General features: G+C 58.8%; 24 protein-coding genes and 1 pseudogene. 7 read left to right on the forward strand and 18 right to left on the reverse strand.

Annotated features, from left to right (window positions below):
* The 5 genes and pseudogenes from MUW49_RS13285 to rsmF all read left to right on the forward strand — a co-directional run.
* A pseudogene (locus MUW49_RS13285) lies at positions 1–411 on the forward strand (IS1595 family transposase); the annotation flags it as partial.
* Positions 412–498: 87 nt separating this feature from the next.
* The gene (locus MUW49_RS13290; protein ID WP_010674754.1) at positions 499–1,143 is read left to right on the forward strand and encodes a paraquat-inducible protein A; all 645 of its coding nucleotides are present in this window, start codon (positions 499–501) and stop codon (positions 1,141–1,143) included.
* Positions 1,121–1,729 (forward strand): paraquat-inducible protein A, encoded by a 609-nt coding sequence (locus MUW49_RS13295; RefSeq protein WP_010674753.1) that lies wholly within the window; start codon positions 1,121–1,123, stop codon positions 1,727–1,729. Before MUW49_RS13290 ends, MUW49_RS13295 begins: the two co-directional genes overlap by 23 nt.
* Before the next feature lie 51 nt (positions 1,730–1,780).
* Entirely contained in the window at positions 1,781–4,333 is a 2,553-nt protein-coding gene (locus MUW49_RS13300; RefSeq protein WP_113978011.1) for an MlaD family protein, read from the forward strand.
* 129 nt (positions 4,334–4,462) lie between these two features.
* Positions 4,463–5,893 (forward strand): 16S rRNA (cytosine(1407)-C(5))-methyltransferase RsmF, encoded by a 1,431-nt coding sequence (rsmF, locus tag MUW49_RS13305; protein WP_052815329.1) that lies wholly within the window; start codon positions 4,463–4,465, stop codon positions 5,891–5,893.
* A gap of 238 nt (positions 5,894–6,131) precedes the next feature.
* Here the strand turns inward: rsmF and MUW49_RS13310 are convergent, their stop codons facing one another.
* The 16 genes from MUW49_RS13310 to MUW49_RS13385 form a co-directional block, all read right to left on the reverse strand.
* Complete coding sequence (locus MUW49_RS13310) at positions 6,132–6,416, reverse strand: RepB family protein (protein ID WP_052815320.1); 285 nt, start codon at positions 6,414–6,416, stop codon at positions 6,132–6,134.
* Positions 6,417–6,579: 163 nt separating this feature from the next.
* Entirely contained in the window at positions 6,580–7,608 is a 1,029-nt protein-coding gene (locus tag MUW49_RS13315) for a tyrosine-type recombinase/integrase (protein ID WP_039041163.1), read from the reverse strand.
* A gap of 300 nt (positions 7,609–7,908) precedes the next feature.
* The gene (locus MUW49_RS13320; protein ID WP_161469912.1) at positions 7,909–8,688 is read right to left on the reverse strand and encodes a YchF/TatD family DNA exonuclease; all 780 of its coding nucleotides are present in this window, start codon (positions 8,686–8,688) and stop codon (positions 7,909–7,911) included.
* A 12-nt stretch (positions 8,689–8,700) separates the two neighbouring features.
* Entirely contained in the window at positions 8,701–9,648 is a 948-nt protein-coding gene (holB, locus tag MUW49_RS13325) for a DNA polymerase III subunit delta' (RefSeq protein ID WP_048207693.1), read from the reverse strand.
* Complete coding sequence (gene tmk, locus MUW49_RS13330; RefSeq protein WP_042017643.1) at positions 9,633–10,274, reverse strand: dTMP kinase; 642 nt, start codon at positions 10,272–10,274, stop codon at positions 9,633–9,635. The genes holB and tmk overlap by 16 nt, the downstream gene beginning before the upstream one ends.
* Positions 10,274–11,275: an endolytic transglycosylase MltG gene (gene mltG / locus MUW49_RS13335; RefSeq protein WP_029314535.1), complete on the reverse strand. Its 1,002-nt coding sequence runs from the start codon at positions 11,273–11,275 to the stop codon at positions 10,274–10,276. The genes tmk and mltG overlap by 1 nt, the downstream gene beginning before the upstream one ends.
* Complete coding sequence (gene pabC / locus MUW49_RS13340) at positions 11,265–12,071, reverse strand: aminodeoxychorismate lyase (RefSeq protein WP_244812880.1); 807 nt, start codon at positions 12,069–12,071, stop codon at positions 11,265–11,267. Before pabC ends, mltG begins: the two co-directional genes overlap by 11 nt.
* A 66-nt stretch (positions 12,072–12,137) precedes the next feature.
* On the reverse strand, positions 12,138–13,379 hold the full coding sequence (gene fabF, locus MUW49_RS13345) for a beta-ketoacyl-ACP synthase II (RefSeq protein ID WP_244812881.1): 1,242 nt from the start codon (positions 13,377–13,379) through the stop codon (positions 12,138–12,140).
* A gap of 81 nt (positions 13,380–13,460) precedes the next feature.
* Positions 13,461–13,697: an acyl carrier protein gene (gene acpP, locus MUW49_RS13350; RefSeq protein ID WP_005300909.1), complete on the reverse strand. Its 237-nt coding sequence runs from the start codon at positions 13,695–13,697 to the stop codon at positions 13,461–13,463.
* A gap of 157 nt (positions 13,698–13,854) precedes the next feature.
* The gene (gene fabG / locus MUW49_RS13355; RefSeq protein ID WP_010674742.1) at positions 13,855–14,589 is read right to left on the reverse strand and encodes a 3-oxoacyl-ACP reductase FabG; all 735 of its coding nucleotides are present in this window, start codon (positions 14,587–14,589) and stop codon (positions 13,855–13,857) included.
* A gap of 13 nt (positions 14,590–14,602) precedes the next feature.
* Positions 14,603–15,538 carry an ACP S-malonyltransferase gene (gene fabD / locus MUW49_RS13360; RefSeq protein WP_113978915.1) on the reverse strand — a complete coding sequence of 312 codons (936 nt, stop codon included), beginning with the start codon at positions 15,536–15,538 and terminating at the stop codon, positions 14,603–14,605.
* A 66-nt stretch (positions 15,539–15,604) separates the two neighbouring features.
* Positions 15,605–16,564, reverse strand: a complete 960-nt coding sequence (locus MUW49_RS13365; protein ID WP_010674740.1) for a beta-ketoacyl-ACP synthase III — start codon at positions 16,562–16,564, stop codon at positions 15,605–15,607.
* Positions 16,565–16,570: 6 nt separating this feature from the next.
* On the reverse strand, positions 16,571–17,590 hold the full coding sequence (plsX, locus tag MUW49_RS13370; RefSeq protein ID WP_045524864.1) for a phosphate acyltransferase PlsX: 1,020 nt from the start codon (positions 17,588–17,590) through the stop codon (positions 16,571–16,573).
* Positions 17,591–17,599: 9 nt separating this feature from the next.
* Positions 17,600–17,767 (reverse strand): 50S ribosomal protein L32, encoded by a 168-nt coding sequence (rpmF, locus tag MUW49_RS13375; RefSeq protein WP_005300935.1) that lies wholly within the window; start codon positions 17,765–17,767, stop codon positions 17,600–17,602.
* Between the two features lie 20 nt (positions 17,768–17,787).
* Complete coding sequence (gene yceD, locus MUW49_RS13380) at positions 17,788–18,309, reverse strand: 23S rRNA accumulation protein YceD (RefSeq protein WP_029314532.1); 522 nt, start codon at positions 18,307–18,309, stop codon at positions 17,788–17,790.
* Positions 18,310–18,505: 196 nt separating this feature from the next.
* Positions 18,506–19,201: an START domain-containing protein gene (locus tag MUW49_RS13385; protein ID WP_327786590.1), complete on the reverse strand. Its 696-nt coding sequence runs from the start codon at positions 19,199–19,201 to the stop codon at positions 18,506–18,508.
* A gap of 117 nt (positions 19,202–19,318) precedes the next feature.
* Between MUW49_RS13385 and MUW49_RS13390 the strand changes: the two genes are divergently transcribed.
* Positions 19,319–19,900: a nucleoside triphosphate pyrophosphatase gene (locus MUW49_RS13390; protein WP_113978916.1), complete on the forward strand. Its 582-nt coding sequence runs from the start codon at positions 19,319–19,321 to the stop codon at positions 19,898–19,900.
* 52 nt (positions 19,901–19,952) lie between these two features.
* Here the strand turns inward: MUW49_RS13390 and rluC are convergent, their stop codons facing one another.
* The gene (rluC, locus tag MUW49_RS13395) at positions 19,953–20,897 is read right to left on the reverse strand and encodes a 23S rRNA pseudouridine(955/2504/2580) synthase RluC (protein WP_204509413.1); all 945 of its coding nucleotides are present in this window, start codon (positions 20,895–20,897) and stop codon (positions 19,953–19,955) included.
* A gap of 414 nt (positions 20,898–21,311) precedes the next feature.
* Here rluC and rne point away from each other — a divergent pair, with 414 nt between their 5' ends.
* Positions 21,312–24,437 carry a ribonuclease E gene (rne, locus tag MUW49_RS13400; RefSeq protein ID WP_113978919.1) on the forward strand — a complete coding sequence of 1,042 codons (3,126 nt, stop codon included), beginning with the start codon at positions 21,312–21,314 and terminating at the stop codon, positions 24,435–24,437.
* Between the two features lie 659 nt (positions 24,438–25,096).
* On the opposite strand, the gene MUW49_RS13405 is transcribed toward rne, so the two are convergent.
* Positions 25,097–26,569 carry an inorganic phosphate transporter gene (locus MUW49_RS13405; RefSeq protein ID WP_113979290.1) on the reverse strand — a complete coding sequence of 491 codons (1,473 nt, stop codon included), beginning with the start codon at positions 26,567–26,569 and terminating at the stop codon, positions 25,097–25,099.
* Between the last annotated feature and the right edge of the window lie 91 nt (positions 26,570–26,660).

Genomic DNA, 26,660 nt, shown 5'->3' on the forward strand with positions numbered 1-26,660 from the left:
ATTACATCCCGGTGATGGTGGTTCAGGACCGGGCTGGTCACCATGCGGATTTTCAGTTGGAGAAAATGAATGCCGAGACGGTGATAGCTGTTTTGACACCCCTTGTCTCGTCAGATGCGGTGTTGTGTAGCGACGGCGCCGGGGTGCAGCAAAGCGCAGGGAGTGACCCATCAGGTCGTGCGCAATCGCCAAGGCGAGCGTGTGGTTGGCGCGTACCATATCCAGCATGTAAACGGATATCACCGTCGGTTGAAAGAGTGGATGGAGCGGTTCCATGGGGTAGCGACCCACTATCTGAGAAATTATCTGGGTTGGCGAAGGATGTTGGAGCGCTACGGGCGGGAAGTGAATGTACCACGTTGCTTGCATGAGGCGCTGGGGCGCCCCATGCAACACGTAATTGGGACATAGCCTTTTCAAAGGGGGGTGTGCAGCGCGGCAAGACAGGGCAGGCGTTTTAAGGTAAATTTCATCAATTCCTTCAACAGGTTGAATCGTATGTCGGATCCGCACTCGGTGATTGTCTGTCCGGCCTGTGACTTGCTGATCGAACGCAAGTTGCTGCCGCTGCGCCGTCACGCCCATTGCCCCCGCTGTCATCAGCATCTGTATGGGCGCTATGCCTTTCGCCCTTCCCAGTTGATGGCGCTGACCATCACCGGATTCCTGTTGCTGCCTTCCGCGTTTTTTGAGCCTTTGATCTATCTTCGTCTGGCGGGCGTGAACTCGGACGCCAACCTGATCAAGGGGATTATGATGCTGTATGCCGAGAGCGAGCTCTGGGTGGCAACACTGGTGCTCTGGTGCGCCGTGCTGGCACCGACAGGGCTGCTGCTCGGGATCTTTGCCCTCGCCTCCGGCCTGGCCAAGCGCTGGCATCTGCTGGCGTGGACCCTCAAAGCGGTCGAGGTATTTCGTCACTGGGCCATGCTGGAGGTGTACATCGTCAGCCTGCTGGTCGCCCTGTTCAAGCTTATCGACATCGCCGACGTGCGCCTGGGAGGCGGTCTGCTGAGCCTGGGTTGTCTGATGCTGCTCAACATGACGCTGCTGATCCTCTTTGACCCTGCCCCTTACTGGGAGCGGATTCCGCTGCAACATGCCTCCCGGGAGCCGGACCATGTCCCCGATCAGCGCCCGTGAACTGGGGCTTTGCCGCTGCCATACCTGCGGGTTGCTGGTGCGCCATCAACACGGCATGAGCTGCCCTCGTTGTCACACTCCCTTGCAGATGCGCATTCCCCATTCCCTCGCCTGGTCATGGGGCCTGCTGGCGCTGGCCACCTTCATGTTATTGCCTGCAAACCTGCTGCCCATCACCCACTTCTACAACAAGGGATTATTGCAGTCCGATACCATTTTCAGCGGTATCATGGCGCTCTATCGCAGCAAGATGTCCGGCATCGCCACCATAGTACTGACCGCGAGCATCATTGTGCCCATCGGCAAGATCCTGGGTCTTGGCTGGATCTGCTGGCAGTTGCAGCGCAGCAAGCCGGTGCGCCGCAAACGCCAGCTCGTCATGTACCGCATCATCGATTTCATCGGACGCTGGTCCATGCTGGACCTGTTCGTCATCTCGCTGATGGTGGCCCTGGTGGATCGCGGCGTGCTGCTCAACGTGCGTGCCGGCCCCGGGGCGACGGCATTCGCCGGCGTGGTGGTGCTCACCATGATGTCGGCCAGGATGCTCGATACCCGCCTGTTGTGGGACAAGGCGGCCCGTTAATGTTTTTTGTGTCGAACGTGCTGTGCATCACAGCCAATGTAAGGAGTCGGTATGGTCGGGGCTGAGCCCGTCATTGAGAAGCACCGCTGGTTATCCCCGGTCTGGTTGCTGCCCTTCATCGCCCTCTTGCTGGCGGGAGGCTTTCTCTACCAGCAGTGGACGAGCAGTGGTCAACTCATTCGCATCAACTTTGCCCAGGGCAACGGTATCTTGCCGGGCAAGACCCAGTTGCGCTATCAGGGGGTCGCCATCGGCGTGGTCCAGGAGCTGGAACTGGCACAGGATGGTCGCAAGATTGCGGTGCTGGCCAAGGTGGACAGCCGTGCCCGCTCCCTCATACGCAAGGGCTCCGACTTCTGGCTGGTGAGTCCCAAGGCGTCACTGACCGAGATCTCCGGCCTGGACACCCTGGTGTCCGGCAACTACATCAACCTGCAACCCGGACGGGAGAACAACCCGCTGGAGGATGAGTTCGATGCCCTGGATGGCCCTCCCCCCGGTTATCAGGCCCAAGGGCGCACCCTGCACCTGACAGCCGATTCTCTGGGGTCGGTGGGCATCGGCGCCAAGATCTATTTCCGCGGGCTGGAGGTGGGCAGTGTCATCAACACCCGTCTTGGGGAAGAGAACCAGAACGTGATCCTGGATCTGGTGATCGAGCCGCGCTTCGAGCACCTCGTCAAGGCGGATACTCGCTTCTGGAACATCAGCGGCATCAAGGGCTCCTTCAGCCTGGCTGGCGTCAGCGTGGAGGCGGGCAGCCTCACCTCCATCCTGAGCGGTGGCATTGCGTTTGACTCCCCCAAGGATTCTCCCGTGGCGCAAAAGGGGGTCAACTTCATCCTCTACAAGGGGCTGGCCGAGGCCGCCCGGGGTGAGCGCATCACCATCCAGGCTGGGACTCTGCCCATCAAGGAAGGGATGCCCATCCTCTATGAGGGCATCGAGATTGGACGAGTCGACCCTATTCGCCTCACCGAACAGGGACGGAGCGTGACGGCCCTCATCAACCCCGAACAGGCGTTCCGGGTGACCGGCAAGAGTCGTCTGGTGTGGGAGACGGTCTCTCTCTCCCCTGCCGGGATCAAGCACGCGGATCGCCTGCTGGCCGGGCCCGCCATTCGCCTGGACTATGAACCCGGTAAACGGGTCAACACCATGACCCTGGAGAGCCAGGCACAGCGCGGCGGCATCAAGCTGACCCTGCAGGCAGAGGATCTCGCCGGTTTGAGCGAAGGGGCTCCGCTCTGGTTCAAGGGGTTACAGATAGGTCAGCTCGGGGCACTGACCCTGGATGCCGGCGGCAATGCCAGTGTCGAGTTGCTGGTGAACGAGCGTTATCGCCATCTGCTGCAACGGGCTCGCTTCTATCGCGCCGCCCCCTTGCAGGTGGAGGCGGACCTCAGCGGTATCAAGGTGGAGACCAGCCCGGCCAGTGCCTGGTTGGCGGGGGGCATCAAGCTGGTACAGGCTGCGAAGGGTGACAGGATTAGCCGACTCTACCCCAGCCAGGAGCTAGCCCTGCTTGGGAGCCGCCATGCCAAAGCGGTCAGCTGGACGCTGCGTGCCGCTCAGGCTGATGGTATCGGTGTGGGCTCCCCCGTCCTCTACCTGGGACTGGAAGCGGGCAAGGTCAAGGCGCTGGATGCCGATGATCGCGGTGTGGCCATCACCCTGGAGATCGATGCCATCTATGCTCCTTTGCTCAAGCAGCAACCCCAGTTCTGGAAGAAGGCCGCCATCGACGGCAAGATCCGGCTCGATGGCGTGCAGGTCAAGATGGGGAACCTCGCCACCCTGCTGCGTGGTGCCATCGAATTCGACAAGCTGGGGACAGGTCGCAGCAGTCATCAGCTCTTTGACAGCAAGGAGCAGGCAAGCTCCCAGGTGCGTACCCTCACGCTCACGGCGGATCACAACCCGGGTCTCGGGGTTGGCAGCCCCATCCGCTATCGCGGAGTGGACATCGGCAAAGTAGAGCAGGTGGAACTGGACCCGACCCTGGGCCAGGTAAGCTTCAAGGCCGAACTGAATGAGCAATATGCCGCGCGTTTCCTGCAATCCGGGGCACGCTATGCCCTGGTGCAGGCCAAGGTCGGGCTGGGGGGGGTTGCCCACCTCGATACCCTGATCAAGGGGGCCTTTGTGGAGGCGACACCGGGCCGGGGGGCTGGCAAGGAGACCTTCCCCTTGAGCCAGAGTGGCCCCGCCGGTCTTGCCCTGACCCTCAAGAGCCCCTCCGTCGATGGCATCAGCGTGGGCAGCCCCCTGCTGTTTCGCAAGATGGTGGTGGGCAGCGTCACCGGCGTGACCCTGGCCCGGGATGGCAGTGAGGTACTGATCGATGTGAATGTGGATGGACAGTACGCCCATCTGATACGCGCCAATAGCCGCTTCTGGAATGTCTCCGGGGTCAAGGCCGATATCGGGCTGACCGGTGGCACCATCGAGGTCGAAACGGTGCAAAGCCTGCTGGCAGGCGGGATTGCCTTCAATACGCCGGAGCGGGAAATGGGCGCGACCGTCAAGGCGGGCCATCGTTATCCGCTTCATGCCAAGGCAGAGAAAGAGTGGCTGGAGTGGAGCCCCCGCATCTTGCCCTGAGTTATTCCCCTGTTCGTCAAAAACCGGCCTTGTGCCGGTTTTTTTATGGCCTCATGGACTCCCCCATCAAGAAGGGCCGCGCACTGTGGTAAGATGTCGCCCCTCATTTTGGGTCAGCGAGATTGCGCCGTGCACGACAACACCTACCTCCCCGATCACTTCCTGCGTCACATTGCGGAGTTCATGCCATCCCATCTCTCCATGGAGGCATTCGTGGCGAGTTGCCGGCAGCCGCTGCGGCGCAGCATCCGGGTCAACACCCTCAAGATCCCGGTATCCGAGTTTGTCGCCCGCATGGCGCCGCTTGGCTGGCAGCTGGATCCCGTGCCCTGGTGTAAAGCCGGCTTCTGGCTCACCCGCAGCGATGAGAGCATTCCCCTTGGCAACACGGCCGAGCATCTGTGCGGCCTCTTCTACATCCAGGAAGCGAGCTCCATGTTGCCGGTGACGGCGCTCTTTGCCAGTGAGCAAACCCGAGGGGATGGCATGTTGCTGGACGCGGCCGCCGCCCCTGGCTCCAAGACTACCCAGATCGCGGCGCTGATGGAGAACCGCGGCATGCTGATCGCCAACGAGTTTTCCAGCAGCAGGCTGAAAGTGCTGAGCGCCAATATCCAGCGCTGCGGTGTGACCAACGTCGGTATGACCCATTTCGATGCCAAGGTCTTTGGCCAATGGCTGCCGGAAACCTTCGACGCCATCCTGCTCGACGCCCCCTGCTCCGGCGAGGGGACGGTGCGAAAAGATGAAGACGCACTGCGCAACTGGAGCCTGGAGAGCATCGAGGAGATCGCCTCGGTGCAGCGTGGCCTGCTGGAGAGCGCTTTTCACGCCCTCAAACCCGGCGGCGTGCTGGTCTACTCCACCTGCACCCTGAGCCTGCAAGAGAATCAGGCCGTCTGTCAGTCGTTGCAAAAGAAGTTCGGCGATGCCTTCAGCTTTGACTCGTTGGCCGATCTCTTTCCGGGAGCGGAGAAAGCCTGTACGCCGGAGGGATACCTGCATGTGTGGCCCCAGATCTTCGACAGTGAAGGCTTTTTCGTCGCCCGGTTGCGCAAGCATCACTCCGTGCCCAACACCATGTTCAAACCGGGCAAGCTCGGCAAGTTCCCCTTCTCGCCGCTGCCAGAGAAAGAGGCCGGCCCCATGTTGCGGGAGATTGAAGGGAATTTTGGCATCGTGCCCCATGGCCAACTGTTTGGCCGCAATGACGAGATCTGGCTCTTCCCTCACGCCTTCGAGCAGGTACAGGGGAAGCTGCGTTTCGATCGCATCGGCATCAAGCTGGCTGAAACCTTCAAGAAGGGATATCGATTGACCCATGAATGGGCTCTGGCTTACGGCCATGAGGCGAGCAAGGGATGCGTCGAGCTGGATGCCGCCAATGCCCGTGAATTCATGATGGGACGAGATGTCTGGCCAGAGCAGGATGCCGGGACTGGGGAAGTGATCGTTCGTTACCAGGGGCACCCGCTCGGCATGGGGAAATGGGTGGGGAGTCGCATCAAGAATGCCCTGCCCCGGGAGCTGGTACGGGACAACAACCTGTTCAATGCGTGAGAGTGGGGTCGCTCGAGCAAAAATAGCGCCTGTTCGAGTCTGAAAAACCCCCACTCTGGTTGAACTTTTATCCGGTTCTTGAAATGCCTAGAGCCTTGTCTAAGCTTAAGGCTATCCGCATACCAGTTAGCGCACGGCTCTGCAAGGAGCCAATTCCCCTATGCCAGGTACAAGGAATTCGTACCTGGCTTTTTTTGTCTTCTTTTTCAATCACACCGGCACGGCACGATAGCATCGTCTATTCGAGCATGTCTGCCGACTCGGGGACATCGCTCTGCTGCGCGTTGGTCGTTTGTTGCAGTTCGTGCTGATAGAGCAGATCGATTGCCTGCTCGATGATGGAGGCCTGACTGTCTTCCAGTTGTTGCCCCAGCATGGCCAACCGCTCTGCATGACGATTGCTTATCCAGCATTGCAACCGGCTGTGGGTTTCCTGCTTGCGCTTCACGTGCTGGCGCTGCCGTTCGGCGTTCTCTTGCGCGGCGATTTTCTTCAATTCCTGGCTATCGTGACCTTCCGACATGTCTATATCGTGAATGTTATCTCTCATTTTTCGTTGGCATCTTCTACGAAAGTAAATCGGATTACGACTCCCCCACCGTCATGATGTCTGTGGAGGACGACATGAATATACCACCAGATCAACAGGATATCATTTAACATAAAAAAGTCAGTGGCGCGGTTTGCTATAACAACCCATCCAGGGCGTGATCCGAGAACTTGTGTGCATCGTCGAAATATTCCTGCAAGGTGCGCATGTCCTTGTGTCGGGTCACCTCGATGATCTTGTTCATCGGTTTGCCCGCCGTTACCGCAGAGGTGATGAACCCCCGCCGCAAACTGTGGCCACTGACATGGAGATCGTCGATGGCCTGGCCGGTTCGCCGCTTGATCATCAAGTTGATACCTTGTGGCCCCAGGGGGTCTGTCATCAGCTGTCCCCAGCGATTCATTCGACGAAACAGGGGGCCCTCAGCAATCCGGCTTTTTTTCAGCCATTGTTGCAGTGCAGAGACCGGGCAATACCGGGTTCCTGGAATGAGTGCTATCTCCGATTCATGGAGCTGATGTTTGCTTGGTTTGAGACAAAGGCGTATCCCCTGCCCCACAAACTGCACGTCATTCACCTCGATCCTGGCCGCTTCCGATCGACGCAAGGCGCCACTGAACATCAGGAGCAACAGGGTGTAATCCCGAAGCCCAGCCAGGTTGCTGGTGTCTATCTCGTCCAGCACGCAGGCCAATGGTTTCAGGGTCAGCGCCCCCGTTTTGCGTTTGCGGTTATCACCGAGCCGTACTATGCCCCGCATCATCTCCTTGATCTCCGCATGCTCGGTCGGCATGGGGTGGATCCCCTTCTGCTTGAAGGCATAACGAATGCCGGCAAGCCGTCTTACCAGGGTGGCCGGTTTGCGAGGTTCCCCGTTGCGAAGTTCCCCCTTTCCTTCTTCCTTGTCCAGCCAGACCCAGTTGGCCAGGATGCCATCGGCCTGATCCGCCAGAAAATTCATGATGTCGTGGTGTGTTGTCTGCAAGGGATCCAGCCCGTGGAGTTGGCACCAGGAGACAAAGATGCGGGTATCTGCCTGATAGGCATTGAGGGTGGAGTCGGCTTTGGCGCTGCGCAGAAAGCGTCTTGCCCGGCTGTTCAGCTGAGGATCGAAGACGCTCTGCAAGGATTGCTGAACTGGGTTTTGAAGGCGTGGGTAGTTCACTTAACTCTATGATTTAAAGCGGAGTTTCGGTGGATCTTACAGGATCTTCCAGATCTATCAAGTATCGATAATGAATATTATCGATACTTATGAAGAGTGCTTTTAACCCATATCAGCTCCCTCATTTATTCCTCAAGCACTCTGTCACCCCTGCTCCGTTTTATCAGGTGCTGGCGATTTGATCTCGTCAGCACCCACCACATAAAGTGAGAGATAACAACTTGGCATGATTGTTTTTGGATGGATCGTGATAGTGCAGATTGTCATAGTAAAACGCCCCGCTATGCGGGGCGTTGTCTGTTATCGCTTTGCCAACTTGAACAATTCGAAGAAATTGTGGCTGGTGGCCTCCGCCAATTCAGCGAGCGGAATCTGGCGAAGATCCGCGATAAATTGGGCAACGTCGCGAACAAAGGCCGGCTCGTTCTCCCTCCCCCGGTGCGGAACCGGTGCCAGATAGGGAGAGTCGGTTTCAACCAGCAGTCGCTCCAGGGGCAACGCCTTGACCACTGCCTGCAGGGCTGAGGCGTTCTTGAAGGTGGCTATCCCCGAGATGGAAATATAGAACCCCATTGCCATCGCGGCCTCGGCCATTTCGAGGGACTCGGTGAAGCAGTGCAGCACTCCGCCCACCTGTTCGGCCCTCTCCTCTCGCATGATCCGCAGCGTGTCTTCCTGGGCATCCCGGGTGTGGATGATGAGCGGTTTGTTCAGTGCCCGGGCTACCCGGATATGTTCGCGGAAAGAGGCTTGCTGTACATCCTTGTTTTCCGGTGAATAGAAGTAGTCGAGCCCGGTTTCGCCGATGGCCACCACTTTCTCATCGGCCGCCTGAGTCAGCAGCAAGGCAGCATCCACCCCGGGATCCTGATTGAGCGGGTGAACACCGCAGGAGGCAAACACCTGGGGATGGGGGGCGATGGCCTCCATCATGGTCGGGAACTGGGCCTGGGTCACACTCACGCAGAGAAAATATCCCACGCTCTGCTGCGCCGCCTTGGCCAGTACATCGGCCATGTCGGTCTGCTTGGAGCCATAACTCAAGCGATCGAGATGACAATGGGAATCAACGAGTAACATAGACAACCTTGTTTATAACCAGCGATTGAGCCAGTTCATCAAATGGATGGTGGGATTGGAAAGCTGCCCTGGCTGACAAGCCTCCTTCAGCACAACCAGCTGCTGTTCAGCTTCCAGGAGCCGTTCGCTGGAGTGTCTTTCTGCCAGTTGCTGGCTGAGTGATGCAAGATCCGGCATTGCCAGTTGATGATGGCCGCAGCCAGCCTGAAGCTTGAGGGCATCGCACAAGAAGAGCTGCAACCAGTGCAGCCGGACCTGAGTATCCTCGGCCAACTGGGCGCAGACATTCGCCGCACGGGTGGGGGCCGATGCCAGCGAGACAAATCCGTCGAGCAATGCCCGTCTGGCATCATCTTGCTGTGCTTCGATGTAGCTCAGCACCCGCAGCGGCGCCCCCTGGCAGATCCGCACCTGGGCCTGGGTGGCCTGATGGCCCTGCTCGGCGAGCCAGGCAAGGGTCTCCCCCTCAGAGGGGAGCTGGCAGACATGTTTGTGACAACGGCTCAAGATGGTGGGGAGCAGGCGAGATACCCGGGATGCGATGAGCAGCAACAGACTGTCGCCAGCCGGCTCTTCCAGCGTCTTCAGCAAAGCATTGGCGGCAGACTCCGTCATGCGCTCCGCCTCTTGAATGATCACCACCTTGCCGCGACCGAGCTGGGACGTGCTCTGGAGGCGGCTGCAAATTTCCCGGATGGCTTCGACACCTATGGTCTTGCCCTCGGGCCCCAGGGTGCCAAGATCCGGGTGATGCCTCTTCTCAAAAAGCTGGCAGGAGTGGCACTGACCGCAGGGCTCACCTCGTTGTGGATGCTGACACAGGTGCAGTCGCGCCAGTCGCTCTGCAAGCTGCTCCTTGCCAAGCCCGGGATCCCCGAGCAGCAACCAGGCGTGGCCGAGCCGTCCGGCCCGGGCCGTCTCGCTCAGGGCATGCCAATCCGGGATCAGCCAGGGATACATAGCCCCTCGCTTGCCAGATAATGCTCAAGGGCTGCCTCGATGGCGGCTTTGACTTGCGCCGGGGGCAATCCGGCATCGATGACCTGGATGGAATCATCGGCGGCCGCCAACTCGAGGTAACGCTGGCGGGTACGTTCAAAGAAGCCGATCTGCTCCAGCTCAATCCTGTCCAGCTCGCCGCGATGGCGGGCCCGCTGCAGGCCGATGGCAGGATCAATGTCGAGATAAAGGGTCAGATCCGGCTTGAAATCCCCGAGGACCGCCCGTTTGATGGCGCCGATGAGGTTCGCATCGATGCCGCGGCCCCCCCCCTGATAGGCCTGGGAGGAGAGATCATGGCGATCGCCCACTACCCAGATGCCGTCTGCCAGGGCCGGCTTGATCCGGGTCTCCACCAGTTGCACCCGGGAGGCGTACATCAACAGCAGCTCGGCCTCGACAGTCAGGCGCTCGTCGTGCACTTCCTTGACAATGGCCCGCATTCGTTCCGCCAGCGGCGTGCCGCCCGGTTCCCGGGTGCACTCGATCCGCGCCACTCCGTGGGCTTGCAGATAGTCGGTCACATAGCGCACCGCAGAGCTCTTCCCTGCCCCTTCCAATCCTTCAATCACGATAAATTTAGACATTAGGGTTTCTTCAATATGTATTCACGCACCGCCCGATTGTGTTCATCGAGGGTCTTGGAGAAGTAGTGGGCACCGCCCCCCTTGGCAACGAAGTAGAGATAGTCGGTCGATTTGGGGTTGAGCGCCGCTTCGATGGAGGCCTTGCCCGGCATGGCGATGGGCGTCGGAGGCAGACCGTCGATCACATAGGTGTTGTAGGGGTTCACGTCGGTCAAATCGCTGCGGCGAATGTTGCCATCGTACCTCTCCTTCACCCCGTAGATGACGGTAGGGTCGGTCTGCAATTTCATGCCAAGGCGTAGACGGTTGACGAACACAGAGGCAATCTGGGCTCGTTCATCCGGTTGGCCCGTCTCTTTTTCGATGATGGAGGCCATGATGAGCGCCTCATAGGGTGTCTTGTAGGGCAGATTGGCCTGACGCTTCTCCCAGGAAGCCTCCAGGAACGTTTTCATGTCCTGATAGGCACGGCGCAGGATGGAAAGATCGCTGGCATGAGTGGTATAGGCGTAGGTTTCCGGCAGGAACCACCCCTCCAGCTTGCCATTTTCGATGCCGAGTTCCTGAGCCAGCTCGGTTTCGCTCTGCTCCAGAGTCAGGCGCTCCAGATAGGGGGCGCTGGAAAGTTGCTTCAGCCAATCCTCAAAACGGGACCCTTCGACAAAGGTCAGGCTGAAGTGAAACTCCTTGCCGGAAGCAAAGAGAGAGAGAGTCTCCTTGAGCGGCGCCCCTTCCTTGATTTCATAGGTGCCGGACTTGATGGCCACCAGTTCGGGATGACCGCGCAACCAGAGGCGCACCGCCCAGGGGCTGGTTTCCCCCTCTCCCAGTTCGGCAATCAGGCGCGCCGCATGGGCGCCTTTTTCGACGGTAAAGAGGCGGGTTGGCCCCTTGTTGGTGAGCGTCTCCACCTGTTGCCACTTGTGATACACGTACCCTCCGGCAACGGCGACAGAGAGTGCCGCCCCCGCGAGCAGGGTGTAAAGCCGATTAAACTTCAATGACCAAGCGCTCCTGTAAACAGCGGATCAATACCGGGCTGGGATAGTGCATATCCCCGATGCGGGTGACCGGGACTATACCCATCAGGGTATTGGTCAGCCAGACCTCTTCCGCCTGCCAGAGTGACTCCAATGGAGCCTCTACGACACGCAGTTCAATGCCCATCTGTTTAAGCATCGTCATCACGCGCTTGCGCATGATGCCATCGATCCCGGCGCGGGTGAGATCCGGTGTGAACACCGTCCTGCCGCGACGCCAAAACAGATTGGCGCTGACCCCTTCTACCAGAAATCCCCGGCTGTTCAAGACTATACCTTCGACCCCGCCACGCGCAGCAAGTTCGCGCTTCAGCATCACTTGTTCGAGGCGCCCCAGCGTCTTGAGACCGGCGAGCATGGGACTGTCCCCAAGCTGCTGCTGGCATACCAGGGCATTGATGCCGGTTTGCTGCCAATCATGATAATGCTCAGGATAAGGTGCCAAAGAGACGATGCGAGTGGGCGTGTCACAGCCTGCGCCGTCATATCCCCGCCCACCGGCGCCCCGGGTCAGCATTATCTTGACGACAGCCTGTGTCTGCCCAGAAGCCAGCTGCGCCGCCTCGTCGGCAAGCAGGTCCCAGGAGTGATCGCCAAAGCCAAGCCGGGCGTTGGCATGTTGCAGCCGGGCCAGATGGTCCTGCCACCAGAGCACCTTCCCTTCCCTCACCAGCATGGTGGTGAAATGACCATCACCGTATGCCAGCCCACGATCCCTGGCTGACAGTGTTTCTGTGGGTATTCCATTAATCAGCAAGGGGATCCCTCCGATAAAAAAGGCCCGATACTGCCGTATCGGGCCTTATCATTCGCCCAGAGCGAATTATACGCGTTTGAAGATCAGGGAGCCATTGGTGCCGCCAAAACCGAAGGAATTGGAGAGGGCATAATCGAAGCTGCCGGCCTTGGCAACATGCGGCACCAGATCCAGGTCGCACTCATCATCCGGGTTGTCCAGGTTGATGGTGGGAGGCACCATCTGATCACGCAGAGAGAGCACGGTGATGATCGCCTCGATGGCGCCAGCCGCACCCAACAGGTGGCCTGTCATGGACTTGGTGGAGCTGACCATCAGGGCGCTGGCATGTTCACCAAACACCTTCTTCATGCCGCGCAGCTCTGCCACATCCCCAAGGGGGGTGGAGGTACCGTGGGCATTGATGTAACCGATCTGCTCGGGTGCAATGCCAGCATCCTTGATGGCGTTTTTCATGGCGCGTGCGCCACCATCGCCGTCCGAGGGAGGGGCCGTCATGTGATAGGCATCCCCACTCATGCCAAAGCCGACCAGCTCGGCATAGATCTTGGCGCCGCGGGCCTTGGCATGTTCATACTCTTCCAGCACCAACACGCCGGCACCATCGCCCAGTACGAAACCGTCGCGATCCTTGTCCCAGGGGCGGCTCGCCTTCTGCGGTTCGTCATTACGGGTGGAGAGCGCCTTGGCAGCGGCAAAGCCGCCCATGCCCATGGGGGTGGAGGCTTTCTCGGCACCACCGGCGACCATCACGTCCGCATCGCCATAGGCGATCATCCGGCCAGCCATGCCGATGGCATGGGTACCCGTGGTACAGGCGGTAGTCACGGCGATGTTCGGGCCCTGCATGCCTTTCATGATGGAAAGATGACCGGACACCATATTGATGATGGTGGACGGAACGAAGAAGGGGCTCAGCTTGCGGGGGCCGCCATTGATGAGGCTGCTGTGGTTCTGCTCAATCAGACCCAGACCGCCGATACCGGAGCCGATGGCAACGCCTACCCGCTCCGCGTTCTCTTCGCTGATGACCAGGCCGGAATCTTCCAGGGCCTGAACACCCGCCGCCACGCCATACTGGATGAAGAGATCCATCTTGCGGGCTTCTTTGCGGTTGATGCCGAACTCTTCGGGGTCGAAATCCTTGACCAGGCCTGCGAAACGGGTTGCGAACTCGCTTGCATCAAAGTGGTCGATGAGGGAAATGCCGCTCTGCCCGTTGAGCAGGGCTTGCCAGCTGGATTCGGCAGTGTTGCCTACCGGGGAAAGCATCCCCAAGCCGGTCACCACGACTCTGCGTTTTGACACTGAGGTAGTCTCCGAGAGGTGTTTTGAAAGGGGTAAACATAAAAGAAGCGGCCCTTGGGCCGCTTCTTTCAGAACAGGAACTTATTCCTGATTAGCGGTGATGTAGTCGATAGCCGCTTGAACAGTGGTGATCTTCTCGGCTTCTTCATCAGGAATTTCGGTATCGAATTCTTCTTCCAGCGCCATTACCAGTTCAACGGTATCCAAAGAGTCAGCGCCCAGGTCGTCGACGAAGGAGGCAGCGTTCTTCACGTCTTCTTCTTTAACACCCAGTTGTTCGATGATGATTTTCTTTACGCGTTCTTCGATGTTGCTCATGACCTGAATTTTCCTTTAAAAATACGCTATTGCGTCTGGTTGGGGTAGTGTATTCAATTGACGTGAGTTTGCAAGTGACTTGCCGCTGGTCAAACCACGAAATTCGCCAAACTTCGGCGTATTATCGCAAATTTGAACAGAACTCACGACAAATTGATTACACCATGTACATCCCGCCATTAACATGCAGGGTTTCGCCGGTAATATAGGCGGCATCATCCGATGCCAAGAATACCACAGCGGCAGCAATTTCTTTCGGATCGCCCAAACGTGCAGCAGGCACCTGATTCATGATGCCGGCGCGCTGCTCTTCATTGAGCGCCTTGGTCATGTCGGTCTCGATGAAACCGGGAGCAACCGCATTCACCGTGATGCCACGAGATGCCACTTCACGGGCCAGCGACTTGGTAAAGCCAACCAGACCCGCCTTGGCAGCAGCATAGTTGACCTGACCGGCGTTGCCCATGGTGCCGACTACGGAACCGATGCTGATGATGCGACCGTTACGTTTTTTCATCATGGCACGCAATACCGGCTTGCTCAGACGGTACAGGGAGGTGAGATTGGTGTCGATGATCTCGTTCCACTCGTCATCCTTCATCCGCATCAGCAGGTTGTCGCGGGTGATGCCGGCGTTGTTGATCAGGATGTCGATGTCGCCAAAACGCGCCTTGATGGCGGCGAAGACGGTTTCGATAGATTCCTGACTGGTCACGTTCAGTGCCATGCCGCAGCCTTGCTCACCCAGGTAAGCACTGATCGCCTCGGCACCGCTCTCGCTGGTCGCGGTCCCCACGACTTTGGCGCCACGAGCAGCAAACATCTCCGCAATCGCACGACCAATGCCACGGCTGGCGCCAGTGACCAACACAACCTTATCGGTAAAACTCATGACTTGCTCCTGTTTACTTGATCTGGGCCAGCGCCAGCTCGAACGAGGCGGCGTCGTTGGCGTGAATACCTTCCACTCGCGCATCGATGCGCTTGGCCAGGCCGGTCAATACCTTGCCCGGGCCCATCTCGATTTCGAGGGTAACACCGTCGTTGGCCATGCGCTCTACCGTTTCAGTCCAGCGAACCGGGCTGAACAGCTGACGCACCAGGGCTTGCTTGATGGCGGCCGGATCCTGCTCACAGGAAACGTCGACATTATTGATGACGGCGATGGCAGGAACCTTGATCTCGATCCCATCCAGGGCGGCGGCCAGCTTTTCTGCGGCCGGTTTCATCAGGGCACAGTGGGAGGGCACGGAGACCGGCAGCGGCAGGGCACGCTTGGCGCCTGACTCTTTCATCAGCACGTTGGCACGCTCGACCGCCTCTTTGTGGCCGGCGATGACCACCTGGCCCGGAGAGTTGAAGTTGACCGGAGAGACCACCTGCCCCTGGGCCGCTTTCTCACAGTTGGCAGCGATGCTTTCGTTGTCCAGACCGATGATGGCAGCCATGGCGCCAGTGCCTTCCGGTACGGCTTCCTGCATGGCCAAACCACGCAGCTCGACCAGTTTGACGGCATCGGCAAACGCCAGCGCGCCGCTGCACACCAGGGCGGAGTATTCCCCCAGGCTGTGGCCGGCCATCACGGCAGGGGTTACCCCGCCTTGTTGTTGCCACAGGCGCCACAGCGCGACGGAGGCGGTCAACAGCGCTGGCTGGGTACGCCAGGTTTTGTTGAGATCCTCGGCCGGGCCTGCCATCACCAGGGCAAACAGGTCATAACCCAGCACCTGGCTCGCCTCGGCGAAGGTCTCTTTAATCACGGCGTGTTGCTCGGCCAGCTCGGCCAGCATGCCGACGCTCTGGGAGCCTTGTCCCGGGAAGGCAATGGCAAATCGGGTCATCATTGATTCCTTTAAGGTAAGACGAATTCGGTAAGCGGGCGCCCGAGGACCGGGCACCGCTCGGTATCAGAGGCGAACCAGCGCAGAGCCCCAGGCAAAACCGCCGCCGAAGGCTTCCAGCAGGACCAGCTGGCCGGGTTTGATGCGACCATCGCGCACCCCTTCATCGAAGGCGATGGGCACGGAGGCCGCGGAGGTATTGCCATGACGATCCAGGGTCAGGATCACCTTGTCGAGCCCCATGCCGAGTTTCTTGGCGGTGGCATTGATGATGCGGAAGTTGGCTTGATGGGGCACCAGCCAGTCCAGCTCGCTCGGCTCGACGTTGGCCGCAGCCAGGGTTTCGGTCACGATCTCGCTAAGGCGTGTCACCGCCACCTTGAAGACATCGTTGCCCTTCATGTACATGTAGGCTTCGAGCTCAGCACCCGGCATGCCGCGACGGGGCTGCGGCAGTTTGAGCAGCTCGCCATAACGGCCATCGGCATGCAGATGGGTGGAGAGGATCCCAGGAGTGTCGCTGGCACCGATGACCACGGCCCCTGCCCCGTCACCAAACAGGATGATGGTGCCGCGATCTTCGGGATCGCACATGCGTGACAGCACGTCCGCACCGACAACCAGCACGTGGCGAGCAGCGCCGGATTTGACGAACTGATCGGCGATGGCGAGAGCATATGTAAAGCCGGCACAGGCGGCGGCTACGTCAAACGCCGGGATCCCCGGTACGTCAAGCAGCCCCTGCAGTTCACAGGCAGCAGCTGGGAAGGCATTCTCTGCGCTGGTAGTGGCCAGCACTATCATGTCCAGATCGGCGGCAGTCAGACCTGCCGCATCAAGCGCACGCAAGGCCGCCTGATGAGAAAGAGTCGCGACGGTTTCGTCGGCTCCGGCGATACGGCGTTCACGGATCCCGGTGCGTTCCACGATCCATTCGTCACTGGTTTCAACCATCTGTTCAAGATCGGCGTTGGTACGAACCGAACTCGGCAGATAACTGCCAGTACCCAGAATTTTGCTATGCATAGAGTTTTATAAATCCCTGTCGGAAAAGACAGATTCAAGGCGATCTGCAATTTGCAATGGAAGTTGATGTCTGGCTTCTTGTGCGGCCAGCAGAATCGCATGACACAGAGCGCGGCGCTCGGCCCGCCCATGGCTTTTTACCACAATGCCGCGCAATCCTAACAGACTCGCGCCATTATACTGGTCGGGGTTCAGGTAAGAGAAACGCCGTTTGAACATAAATCCGGCGAGTCGACCAAGAAAACTGCGTTTTTTGCGCGGATATCCGGCCAGTTCGGCCATCATCCGCACCACCCCCTCCGCGGTCTTGAGCGCCACGTTGCCCACGAAACCGTCGCAGACGATCACGTCGCACTCGCCGCTGAAGATCCTGTCCCCCTCAATGAAACCGACAAAATTCAGGGCGGAGCATTGGCGCAGCAACTCGGCGCTGTGGCGCACCAGGTCGTTGCCCTTGATCTCCTCCTCCCCTACGTTGAGCAGTGCCACTCTGGGTGAAGGTATCCCCTCCACCTTCTCTGCGACTACGGCGCCCATCACGGCAAATTGCAGCAGGGTGTCGGCATCGCAGCTCACGTTCGCACCCAGATCCAGCATCACGGTCCGCTTTCCACTCAATGTGGGCAGCGCCTTGATGAGGGCTGGCCGGTCAACACCGGGCAAGGATTTGAGCACGCACTTGGCCATGGCCATCAAGGCACCGGTGTTGCCTGCACTGACACAGGCATCGGCAGCGCCGCTCTTGACCAGATCCAGGGTCACGCGCATGGAGGAGTCTTTCAGGGTACGTAGCGCCACGATAGGCTTTTCGCCCATGCCCACGACCTGGGAGGCATGCACGAGACGAACGCGAGGGTGATTAAGCAGGCCATGTTGCTGCAGAAGAGGGGCAGTCTGGTGTTGATCACCGACCAGAACAAGTTTTAGCTGGGGTAGAAGAGACAGTGCCTGCACGGCGGCAGGCACTGTTTCCGAGGGGCCGATATCTCCCCCCATTATGTCTAGCGCGACAGTTTGCGTAGACAAAGGCAATCCTTAAGCGATTACCTTTTTACCGCGGTAGAAACCATCGGCAGTCACGTGGTGACGACGATGAATTTCGCCACTGGTCTGATCAACAGTCAGGGCAGCGGTGGTCAGCGCATCGTGGGAACGACGCATGCCACGCTTGGCGCGGGTTTTACGGTTCTGTTGTACGGCCATGGTAGGCTAACTCCTAAAATTCACTTACGTTTGAGCGCTTCAAGAACTGCAAAGGGATTCGGCCGCTCATCAGCAGGTTCGATTTCACCCCAGGTCATCTCCATGTTTCCTCTGGGACACACATCCACCGGATGCATGGCTACTTGAGGCAACGAGAGGATGAGTTCATCCTCCAGGATTTGATGAAGATCTATCTCGCCGTTTTCGTCCAACTCAATGGGCTCATAAGCTTCCGGCAGTTCTTCCTCGTTTGTTCTTTCGAACAGCGGAGTGTAAATAAAACTAGCTTCACAAAGGTGTTCAAACGTCTCACCACAACGCTGGCAAACCAGGTCGACCTTGGCATGGGCAGTGCCTTTCATAACGGTCAACTTCTGGACATCTTTGCCAAAGTGCAGTGTGACATCCACATCACTTCGCAAGCCTTCGGTTGATTCCTCCAGCCTGGGCATCTGCGACTTTTCCACTATCCCGACATAATCGAGTAGCTTCAAGGCATTACGGACTGGATCAACCTTAACGGGCAACTTCACCTTTTGCATAGGGCGCGAATATTATAGGTCCAACAAGGGATAGTCAAAGGAAAAAGTCCTTACCGCCGATGATTTTACCTTCACAGGCCCCTGCAAGAGGAACTTGTGCTCATCGGTGGCCGATTATGCCATATCGTGCAGGATCTAGCACAGGATCCTGTTCCCCTCCCCTGTCTGTCCACCGGATGTGCTCCTTGGTGTCTCATCAGGTGGCAGAACAGCGCGGGTCGCTCCCCAGCAGGCCTGATGTCGCAGCCACTCTGGGCTCGGCTTCCATCAGTCGGCGTATGGCTTTGAAACTGCCCACGGCAGCCTTGATGGCAATGGGATTGACCAGCCAGCCCGGCAAGTTGTTGCCCGGGTTGGTATAGGTTTCGAGCCGAACGAGTGTGCTGCCATCCCGTTGGGGTAGCGCCTCCCACCGTCCGGCGCTTTCCTGGATCCGGAACAGCCCTGCATGCAATGGCAGGGCATTCGGCTCTGCCCACACCTCGAGAGTCAGGCCGCAATCGATGCGTCGACTCAAATGGGAGCGGGTGATGAGCTCCCTGTCTTGCACCGGCCAGGGAGACGCCAGGCGGGTATAGACCAGATCATCGTCGGGACCAGATCTGGCCAGCACCCTGACTTCACGGCTCTGGGGCAACCACTCTTCATGGCGCGCCGTGTTGCGCAGCACCGTTATCAGCGTGCCAGGATCGGCATTCACGCGCATCTCCAGACGTAAGGCCTGAAAAGAGGTCGGAGGATGTGGCTGGGTCCAAAGCATCACCCCCTCATCCCCCTGACGAAGTTGCCATGTTCCTGCCCAGCTGGCGAAGGAGATCAGTGCCATGACCAAGGCCGCATATCGTGTCATCACGCTCAATTCCGATCTCTTGTGTTTGTGCTGTGGTTCCATCAGCATGCATGCTTCCCGCTAATTAGGCGAGTCCCGCTCTAGACATCTCCTGTTTGCGTGGCCCCATCTGCACAGATAGAATCAACCAATTGATTTATAAATGGATATCATCAAAACATGCAGCCTTCCTTGATCCTCGCGTCCACCTCGTCCTACCGCAAGACCTTGCTGGAAAAACTCGGTCAGCCATTTCACTGTGCTGCGCCTCAAGTCGATGAGACAGCGCGACACGGAGAGACCGCGGAAGCCCTGGTCAGCAGATTGGCGTTTGCCAAGGCGAGTGCGGTTGCTGCTGATCGTGATCAAGGATTGATCATCGGTTCAGATCAGGTGTGCGTCTGTGACGGGCAGATCCTCGGCAAGCCCGGCACGGCGGAAAAGGCGGTCGAGCAGTTGCTGCAGGCCCAAGGCAAGCGCGTCATCTTTTACACCGGGCTGTGCGTGATCAATGCTGCGAATGGCCATGCCGAGCAGCTCGTCGAGCCTTTCACCGTGCATTTTCGCTCGCTCGACGAAGCCGCTATCCGTCGCTATGTGGAGGTCGAACGTCCTCTGGATTGTGCCGGCAGCTTCAAATGCGAGGGAATGGGCATCGTCTTGTTCAAGGCGCTGGAGGGGCGCGATCCCAATACCCTTGTCGGTCTTCCCCTGATAGGCTTGGTTGATCTCCTGGGTCGCCACGGCCTGGCTCTGCCATAACAAGAACTCTGCCATGAAAAACGGGAGCCAAGGCTCCCATTTTTCATGGCTGTCAGCGTGGCAGCTTGGCGAGAAACGCCTCAAGTTCCGGTGACAATGGTGCTTCCACCTGGATCTCCCGATCATCCACCGGATGAGTAAAGGTGAGCTTCCAGGCGTGCAGGAACAGACGCTTTAGCCCCTGCCCTCGCATCTTTTCATCAAAACCGGCCTCACCATATTTGTCATCGCAGGCGATGGGATGGCCGGCGTGCTGGGTGTGGACACGGATCTGGTGAGTACGGCCAGTGATGGGGCTGCACTCGACCAGGGTCGCCTCGGCAAACTGACGTGCAATCCGGAACCGGGTCTCGGAGGGCTTGCCATCGCTGCTGACCCGTACCACCCGCTCGCCGGATTGCAGATCATTTTTGCGAAGTGGCGCATTGACCACCTTGACGTGGGGTTGCCACTGGCCGCGCACCAGCGCCAGATACTGCTTGCGCATGGTCTTGACCCGCAGCTGCTCGTGCAGGCTGCGCAGAGCACTGCGCTTCTTGGCAACCAGCAGTACGCCGGAGGTGTCGCGATCCAGCCGGTGCACCAGTTCGAGGAAACGGGCTTCGGGGCGCAGGGCACGCAGCCCTTCGATGACGCCAAAACTGAGGCCGCTGCCGCCGTGCACTGCCATGCCGGACGGCTTGTTGAGCACTATCATGGCGTCGTCTTCAAACAGGATCTGGCTCTCCAGACGCTGGATGCTGCCGAGGTTGGCAGAAGGCAACTCATTCTTCTCGGCCACACGCACGGGGGGCACCCGCACCTCGTCACCGGCACAAAGCTTGTATTCCGGTTTGATGCGCTTCTTGTTGACCCGCACCTCCCCTTTTCGAAGGATGCGATAAATCAGGCTCTTGGGGACGCCCTTTAACTGAGTCTTGAGAAAATTGTCGATGCGCTGCCCGTCATGCTCAGCTTCGATGGTGAGCAGCTGCACTTGTTGATGTATCTGTGTCATGGCGCGGATTTTAACACCGCCGACAGCCCTTGGCTGCATGCTTTGTTAAAAAATGGCGTCTTGCTATAAAAGTGGTTTAAATGGGATAATAAACAAGGTTTTGTCATTGTGTTCAAGCCTTGTACTAAGTGGCCAAAATGTATGCCACCCAATCCCGAAACACCGTGTATACAAGAACATGACGGTTCCCGGGTGCGAGGTACAACGCATGGAGAACACAAACAGAGCCGACGTAAATTGTCTCCACATCGGTATCCTTAATTCACGCCCTCTCGAGAAGGCTGAACCAGAGTGCCCTTAGTTTGCGCCTCATGCATACCCCAACCGGGAGGTTGCCCCAGCATGCTGAAGACCCGAGGCCGGCGCCGGCAGGACCCAGTGGAGGAATCAAAATGACAAAATAATGAGAACTCAATGAAAAGAATGCTAATCAACGCGACTCAGGAAGAAGAGTTGCGCGTAGCGCTGGTTGACGGACAACAGCTCTACGATTTGGATATTGAAAGTCCGGGACACGAGCAGAAAAAAGCGAACATTTACAAGGGCAAGATCACCCGAGTAGAACCCAGTCTCGAAGCTGCTTTTGTTGACTATGGCGCCGAACGCCACGGTTTCCTGCCGTTAAAGGAAATCGCCCGCAATTACTTCCCCTCCGGTTACTCCTATCAGGGTCGTCCCAATATCAAAGAAGTGGTCCGCGAAGGCCAGGAAGTGATTGTCCAGATCGACAAGGAAGAGCGTGGTACCAAGGGTGCAGCCCTCACCACCTTCATCAGTCTGGCTGGCAGCTACCTGGTGCTGATGCCGAACAACCCCCGTGCCGGCGGCATCTCCCGTCGCATCGAGGGTGACGAGCGGACCGAGCTGAAGGAAGCCCTGAGCGGACTGACCGTGCCGGACGGCATGGGCCTCATCGTGCGCACTGCCGGTGTGGGCAAGTCCCCGGAAGAGCTGGAGTGGGATCTGAACGTTCTGCTCAATCACTGGGACTCCATCCACAAGGCGTCACAACAACGTTCCGCTCCGGTGCTCATTCACCAGGAGAGCAACGTCATCGTGCGCGCCATCCGTGACTATCTGCGTCGCGATGTGGGCGAGATCCTGATCGACAACCCGGTCATCTTCGAGCGCGCCAAGTCGCATATCGAGCTGGTCCGCCCCGATTTCCTCAATCGCGTGAAGCTGTACAAGGGCGATGTCGCCCTGTTCAACCACTTCCAGATCGAGAGCCAGATCGAATCGGCCTTCCAGCGCGAAGTGCGCCTGCCCTCCGGCGGCAGCATCGTCATCGACCCGACTGAAGCACTGACCTCCATCGATATCAACTCCTCCCGCGCCACCAAGGGCGGCGATATCGAAGAGACCGCCCTGCAGACCAACCTGGAAGCGGCCGACGAGATCGCCCGCCAGCTGCGCCTGCGTGACCTGGGTGGCCTGATTGTCATCGACTTCATCGACATGACCCCGGTTCGCAATCAGCGCGAAGTGGAAAACCGTCTGCGTGAAGCTGTGCATCAGGATCGTGCCCGCATCCAGCTGGGCCGTATCTCCCGTTTCGGTCTGCTGGAGATGTCTCGCCAGCGTCTGCGTCCCTCCCTCAACGAGTCCAGCAGCCATATCTGCCCCCGTTGCCAGGGTCAGGGGGTCATCCGTGACAATGAATCCCTCGCCCTGTCCATCCTGCGTCTCATCGAAGAAGAGGCCATGAAGGACAATACCGAGCAGGTGCATGCCCAGGTGCCGGTCGATGTGGCCGCCTATCTGCTCAACGAGAAGCGTACCTCCATCGCCAATCTGGAACAGCGCAATGATGTACGTGTCTACATCATTCCGAACCAGCATCTGGAAACCCCGCACTACGAAGTGACCCGCATCCGTCAGAACGAGATCCCGGAAGCGGCCAGCTACGAGCTCAAAACCGAGATTGCCAAGCCGGTCTATCAGCCGCGCCAGGCTCAGGTAGTCGAGCGTGAACAACCGCTGCTGCAAGGGTTTGCCCCGGCTCCTCAGCCGGTTGCGCCCGCCGCTCCGGCTCCTGTTGCGACTCCCGCTCCGGTTGCAGAACAAGTCGGCTTCTTTGGCAAGCTGGCCAAGGCCTTCTCCGGCCTGTTCGGTGCCTCCTCCGATGCGGCTCCGGCCGAGGTGAAGGCGCCTGCCGACAAACCGGCCGCCCAGCGCGAAGCTCGCAAGGATGACGGGCACCGTCACCAGCGCGATGAATCCCGCAGCCGTGGTCAACGTGGTCGTCGCGACGACAACCGCGGCAGTCGCAATGCCGAGGCCGGCGAGAAGCGTGAAGGCGCAGCCAGCCGCGAGAGCAGTGATCGTAATCGTCGCCCGCGCAAAGAGCGGGAACCGCGCCAGGAACGGGAACCCCGTGGCGAAGTGCGCACCGAACAGCGCATGGAGCGTGAGCCTCGCGAACCCCGCCAGGAGCGCGAACCTCGTGCCCCGCGTCCGGCTCGTGAACCTCGCGCCCCCCGCGAACCCCGTGCCGAGGTGATCGTCGAGGCGGTTGATACCGTTGATACTGCGGTCACCAGCGCTGAACCGCGTCAGGAAAAAGAGCAAAAAGTGGCCGAGCGCCGCGAACGTCGCCAACTGCGCAAGCAGATCCGTGTCGATGTCGCCGCGACCGACACCCCTGCCCTGCCGACTGACGAGCAAATCATCGATGTCGCCGACGTGCAAGCCGCCGCTGAGCAGCAAGAAGAGCAAGGCGAAGGTCAGCGTCGTTCCCGCCGTACCCCGCGCAATCAGCGCATCGAAGGGCAACGTCGCAAGCGCATCAACGAAGAGGCTCGTGGCCAGCGTGAAGACGAAGCACAAGGTGAAGTGCAGCTGACTACCGCGGCCCAGGCCGATGCGGCTCAGGTGAAGGTGGAAGAACCGGTTGTGCCTGTCATCACCATTCCGAGCGCAGAAGCGGTTGCAGCCGCCCTGCAGGCCTCCGCCGCACTGACCGAACACGTGGTGGCTGAAGCCGTTGCTGAGGAAGCGGCAGAGCAAGCACTGACAGCCCAGGCTGTGGACGCGCCCTCCACTGACGAAGTTGAGCGGGCTGCGCAAGCAGACCCTGAACCCGTGGCCGAAGTGGCAGTTGTCGAACCCGAGATGGTCGAACCTATCGTCGACACCGCCTCTCATGACGAACCTGTCGCCGTGATCGATGCTGTCGAGCAGACCCAGCAAGTGGAGGCCATCCCAGAAGAGGTTGCACCGGTTGCTGAAGCGGCACCTGTCGTGATCGCTGAGGAGACGGCCACCGCCGAGGCGGAGGTTGTCGAGATGCCGGCTGCCGTGGTGCAAACCGAGCCAGCAACCAGCCCCGAAGTGAAGGTCAGCAAGGGTGCCGGTGTATTGGCCCGTGCCCGCAAGGCCTATGCCCCCATGGCAACGCCGGCTGCGGCGCCTGCCCCGACACCCCGTGAACCCGTGGAGTACGCTCCCCTGGTACGCAGCGAAGTCGTGACCTCCGGTCGCCACGGTGGCAGCACCGCTGCCAGCAACGTGGCAACCAGCCCGGCCGGTCGCCCCTGAGCAGACTCGTTAGTCTGAATAAAGAGCCACACAATGTGTGGCTCTTTTTTTGTCTCTTTTTTGGGGCTGACATCGCCTTGCTCTCCCCCCCTGCCCGTTCGATATCCGCCGCTTTCCCGATGTTCAGCGATCACACACACAGTCCAAGCAAGACGTGAATAACGCACCAGACAGAGGATTCATCTCTGTCAACGCACCACGACATGCTCTGGTTTGTCGATAAGGTCCGTGCGTTGACAGCATATGATGCCATTGGCAAACAGTCTGGCAGCGTTCCCCCTTTGGTTCACAGTCGGTGTGTTCAGTGGTGGCTGAGACAGCCCAAGTTGAACGGGAATGCCAGACATAGGGCGACCTGTGGCGCTCTTCACTCTCATCATTTCTGGTGAGGATCATAGACCCGTTGAACGCCCTCCCTTCAGCTTCACGTGCAAGGGTCGGCTCGTAACAAGGCGTCACACAGGCAGGTTCCCCTCACTGTGCACAACGAGTGGTTGAGGGATGTAGAGAAGCTAAAGAGGTGATAGATAATGTCATTCAACTTCTTGTCTGATGGCATATAGCTATTACTCATTGAACTATTGCCGCATGACGTGATATTCACCAGGCAACAAAAAAGGGCCCGAAGGCCCTTGTTTCATTTCCAATGACTGTCGCGCTTATCCGCCAAAGAGATGGTTGTTCAGCAGGAAGAGACCGCCGGAGAGCAGCATGGTGAGCGGCAACGTCAGCACCCAGGCCAGCAGAATGGTCTTGATGGTCTGGCTCTGCAGGCCGGACTTGTTGGCCACCATGGTCCCCGCCACCGCGGAGGAGAGAATGTGGGTGGTGGACACCGGCATCCCGGTCAGACTCGCAATCCCGATGGACGCGGCGGCCGTGATCTGGGCTGCAATGCCCTGGCTGTAGGTCATGCCGGAGGAACCAATCTTCTCCCCTACCGTGTAGACGATACGACGCCAGCCCACCATGGTGCCGCAACCGAGCGCCAGCGCGATGGACACGATGACCCAGGTCGGCGCATATTCGGCCGTGGCGGTCAGATCCTTGCGCCATTTGGCAAGATCGGTCAACTCCTTGGCCGGCAGCGGCAATTTGGAGACCTTGCGGGCAGTGTCGTCGATGCACAGCAGCAGGCGACGCACTTCGCGGCGATCCACCAGATTCATCTCCTCGTAGGTGCGCACTTGGCCCAGACGCTTGTCGAGGGTCGCCATGGCCTGCAGGGCCTCCCCTGCCGCACAGTGGCTCATCAGCTCCTCCTGGGCTTTGGCAGGGATACTGAAGTTCACCAGATGGGAGACCTGATCCTGGTTACGCTGGTAGATCTCCATGATGCGCTGGTTGGCATCCTGGGTTCTGTCCAGATCATAGGAGCGGCTGTTCATGTCCAGCGCAAAATAGGCAGGCGCCATGCAGATCAGCACCAGCATCACCAGACCGATGCCTTTCTGACCATCGTTGGAGCCGTGCACGAAGCTCACCCCCATTGCGGAACAAATCAGTGTGACACGGGCCCAGAACGGTGGATGCTTCTTGCCGTCCACCAGCAGGCGCTCTTCCGGGGTCTTGTGGATCTTGCTGCCAAGCCATACGCGCTTCATGGCGAACAGCAGCAAGGCGGCAATGATGAAGCCCACGGTGGGAGAGATGATGAGAGAGAGCATGATGTCGATGGCTTTGCCGACGTTGATACCCTCTTTCAGGGGTTGATGGCTGATCAGGGCATAGGCACCGCCTACTCCCAGGATGGAACCGATCAGGGTGTGGGAGCTGGATGCCGGAATGCCGAAGTACCAGGTTCCCAGGTTCCAGACGATGGCCGAGAACAGCAGGGAGAACACCATGATCAGACCCTGGGTGGAGTCCATGCCAAGCAGCAGATCGATGGGCAGCAGATGAACGATGGCGTAGGCCACACCCAATCCACCCAGCATGACACCGGCGAAATTGAACAGACCGGAAGCCACCACCGCCATATGAGCTGGCATCGCCTTGGTATAGATAACCGTTGCTACCGCGTTGGCGGTATCGTGAAAGCCGTTGATGAATTCATAGGCCAGCACAAAAAAAACGGCCAATACCAAACCGATTGACCACCACAAACCCAAACCACTAAACATTTCAAACATAAAAACGAACCTGTTTATGAGTTGCGGCGGATTATGCCAGAAGGCTCGATGCGCCATACCCGTTGTTGAAATATTTCAGCAAAAAAAAAAA

Origin of the sequence: Aeromonas sp. LsrichE-8G, from assembly GCF_022869435.1 — a bacterium.
GTDB classification, from domain to species: domain Bacteria; phylum Pseudomonadota; class Gammaproteobacteria; order Enterobacterales; family Aeromonadaceae; genus Aeromonas; species Aeromonas caviae.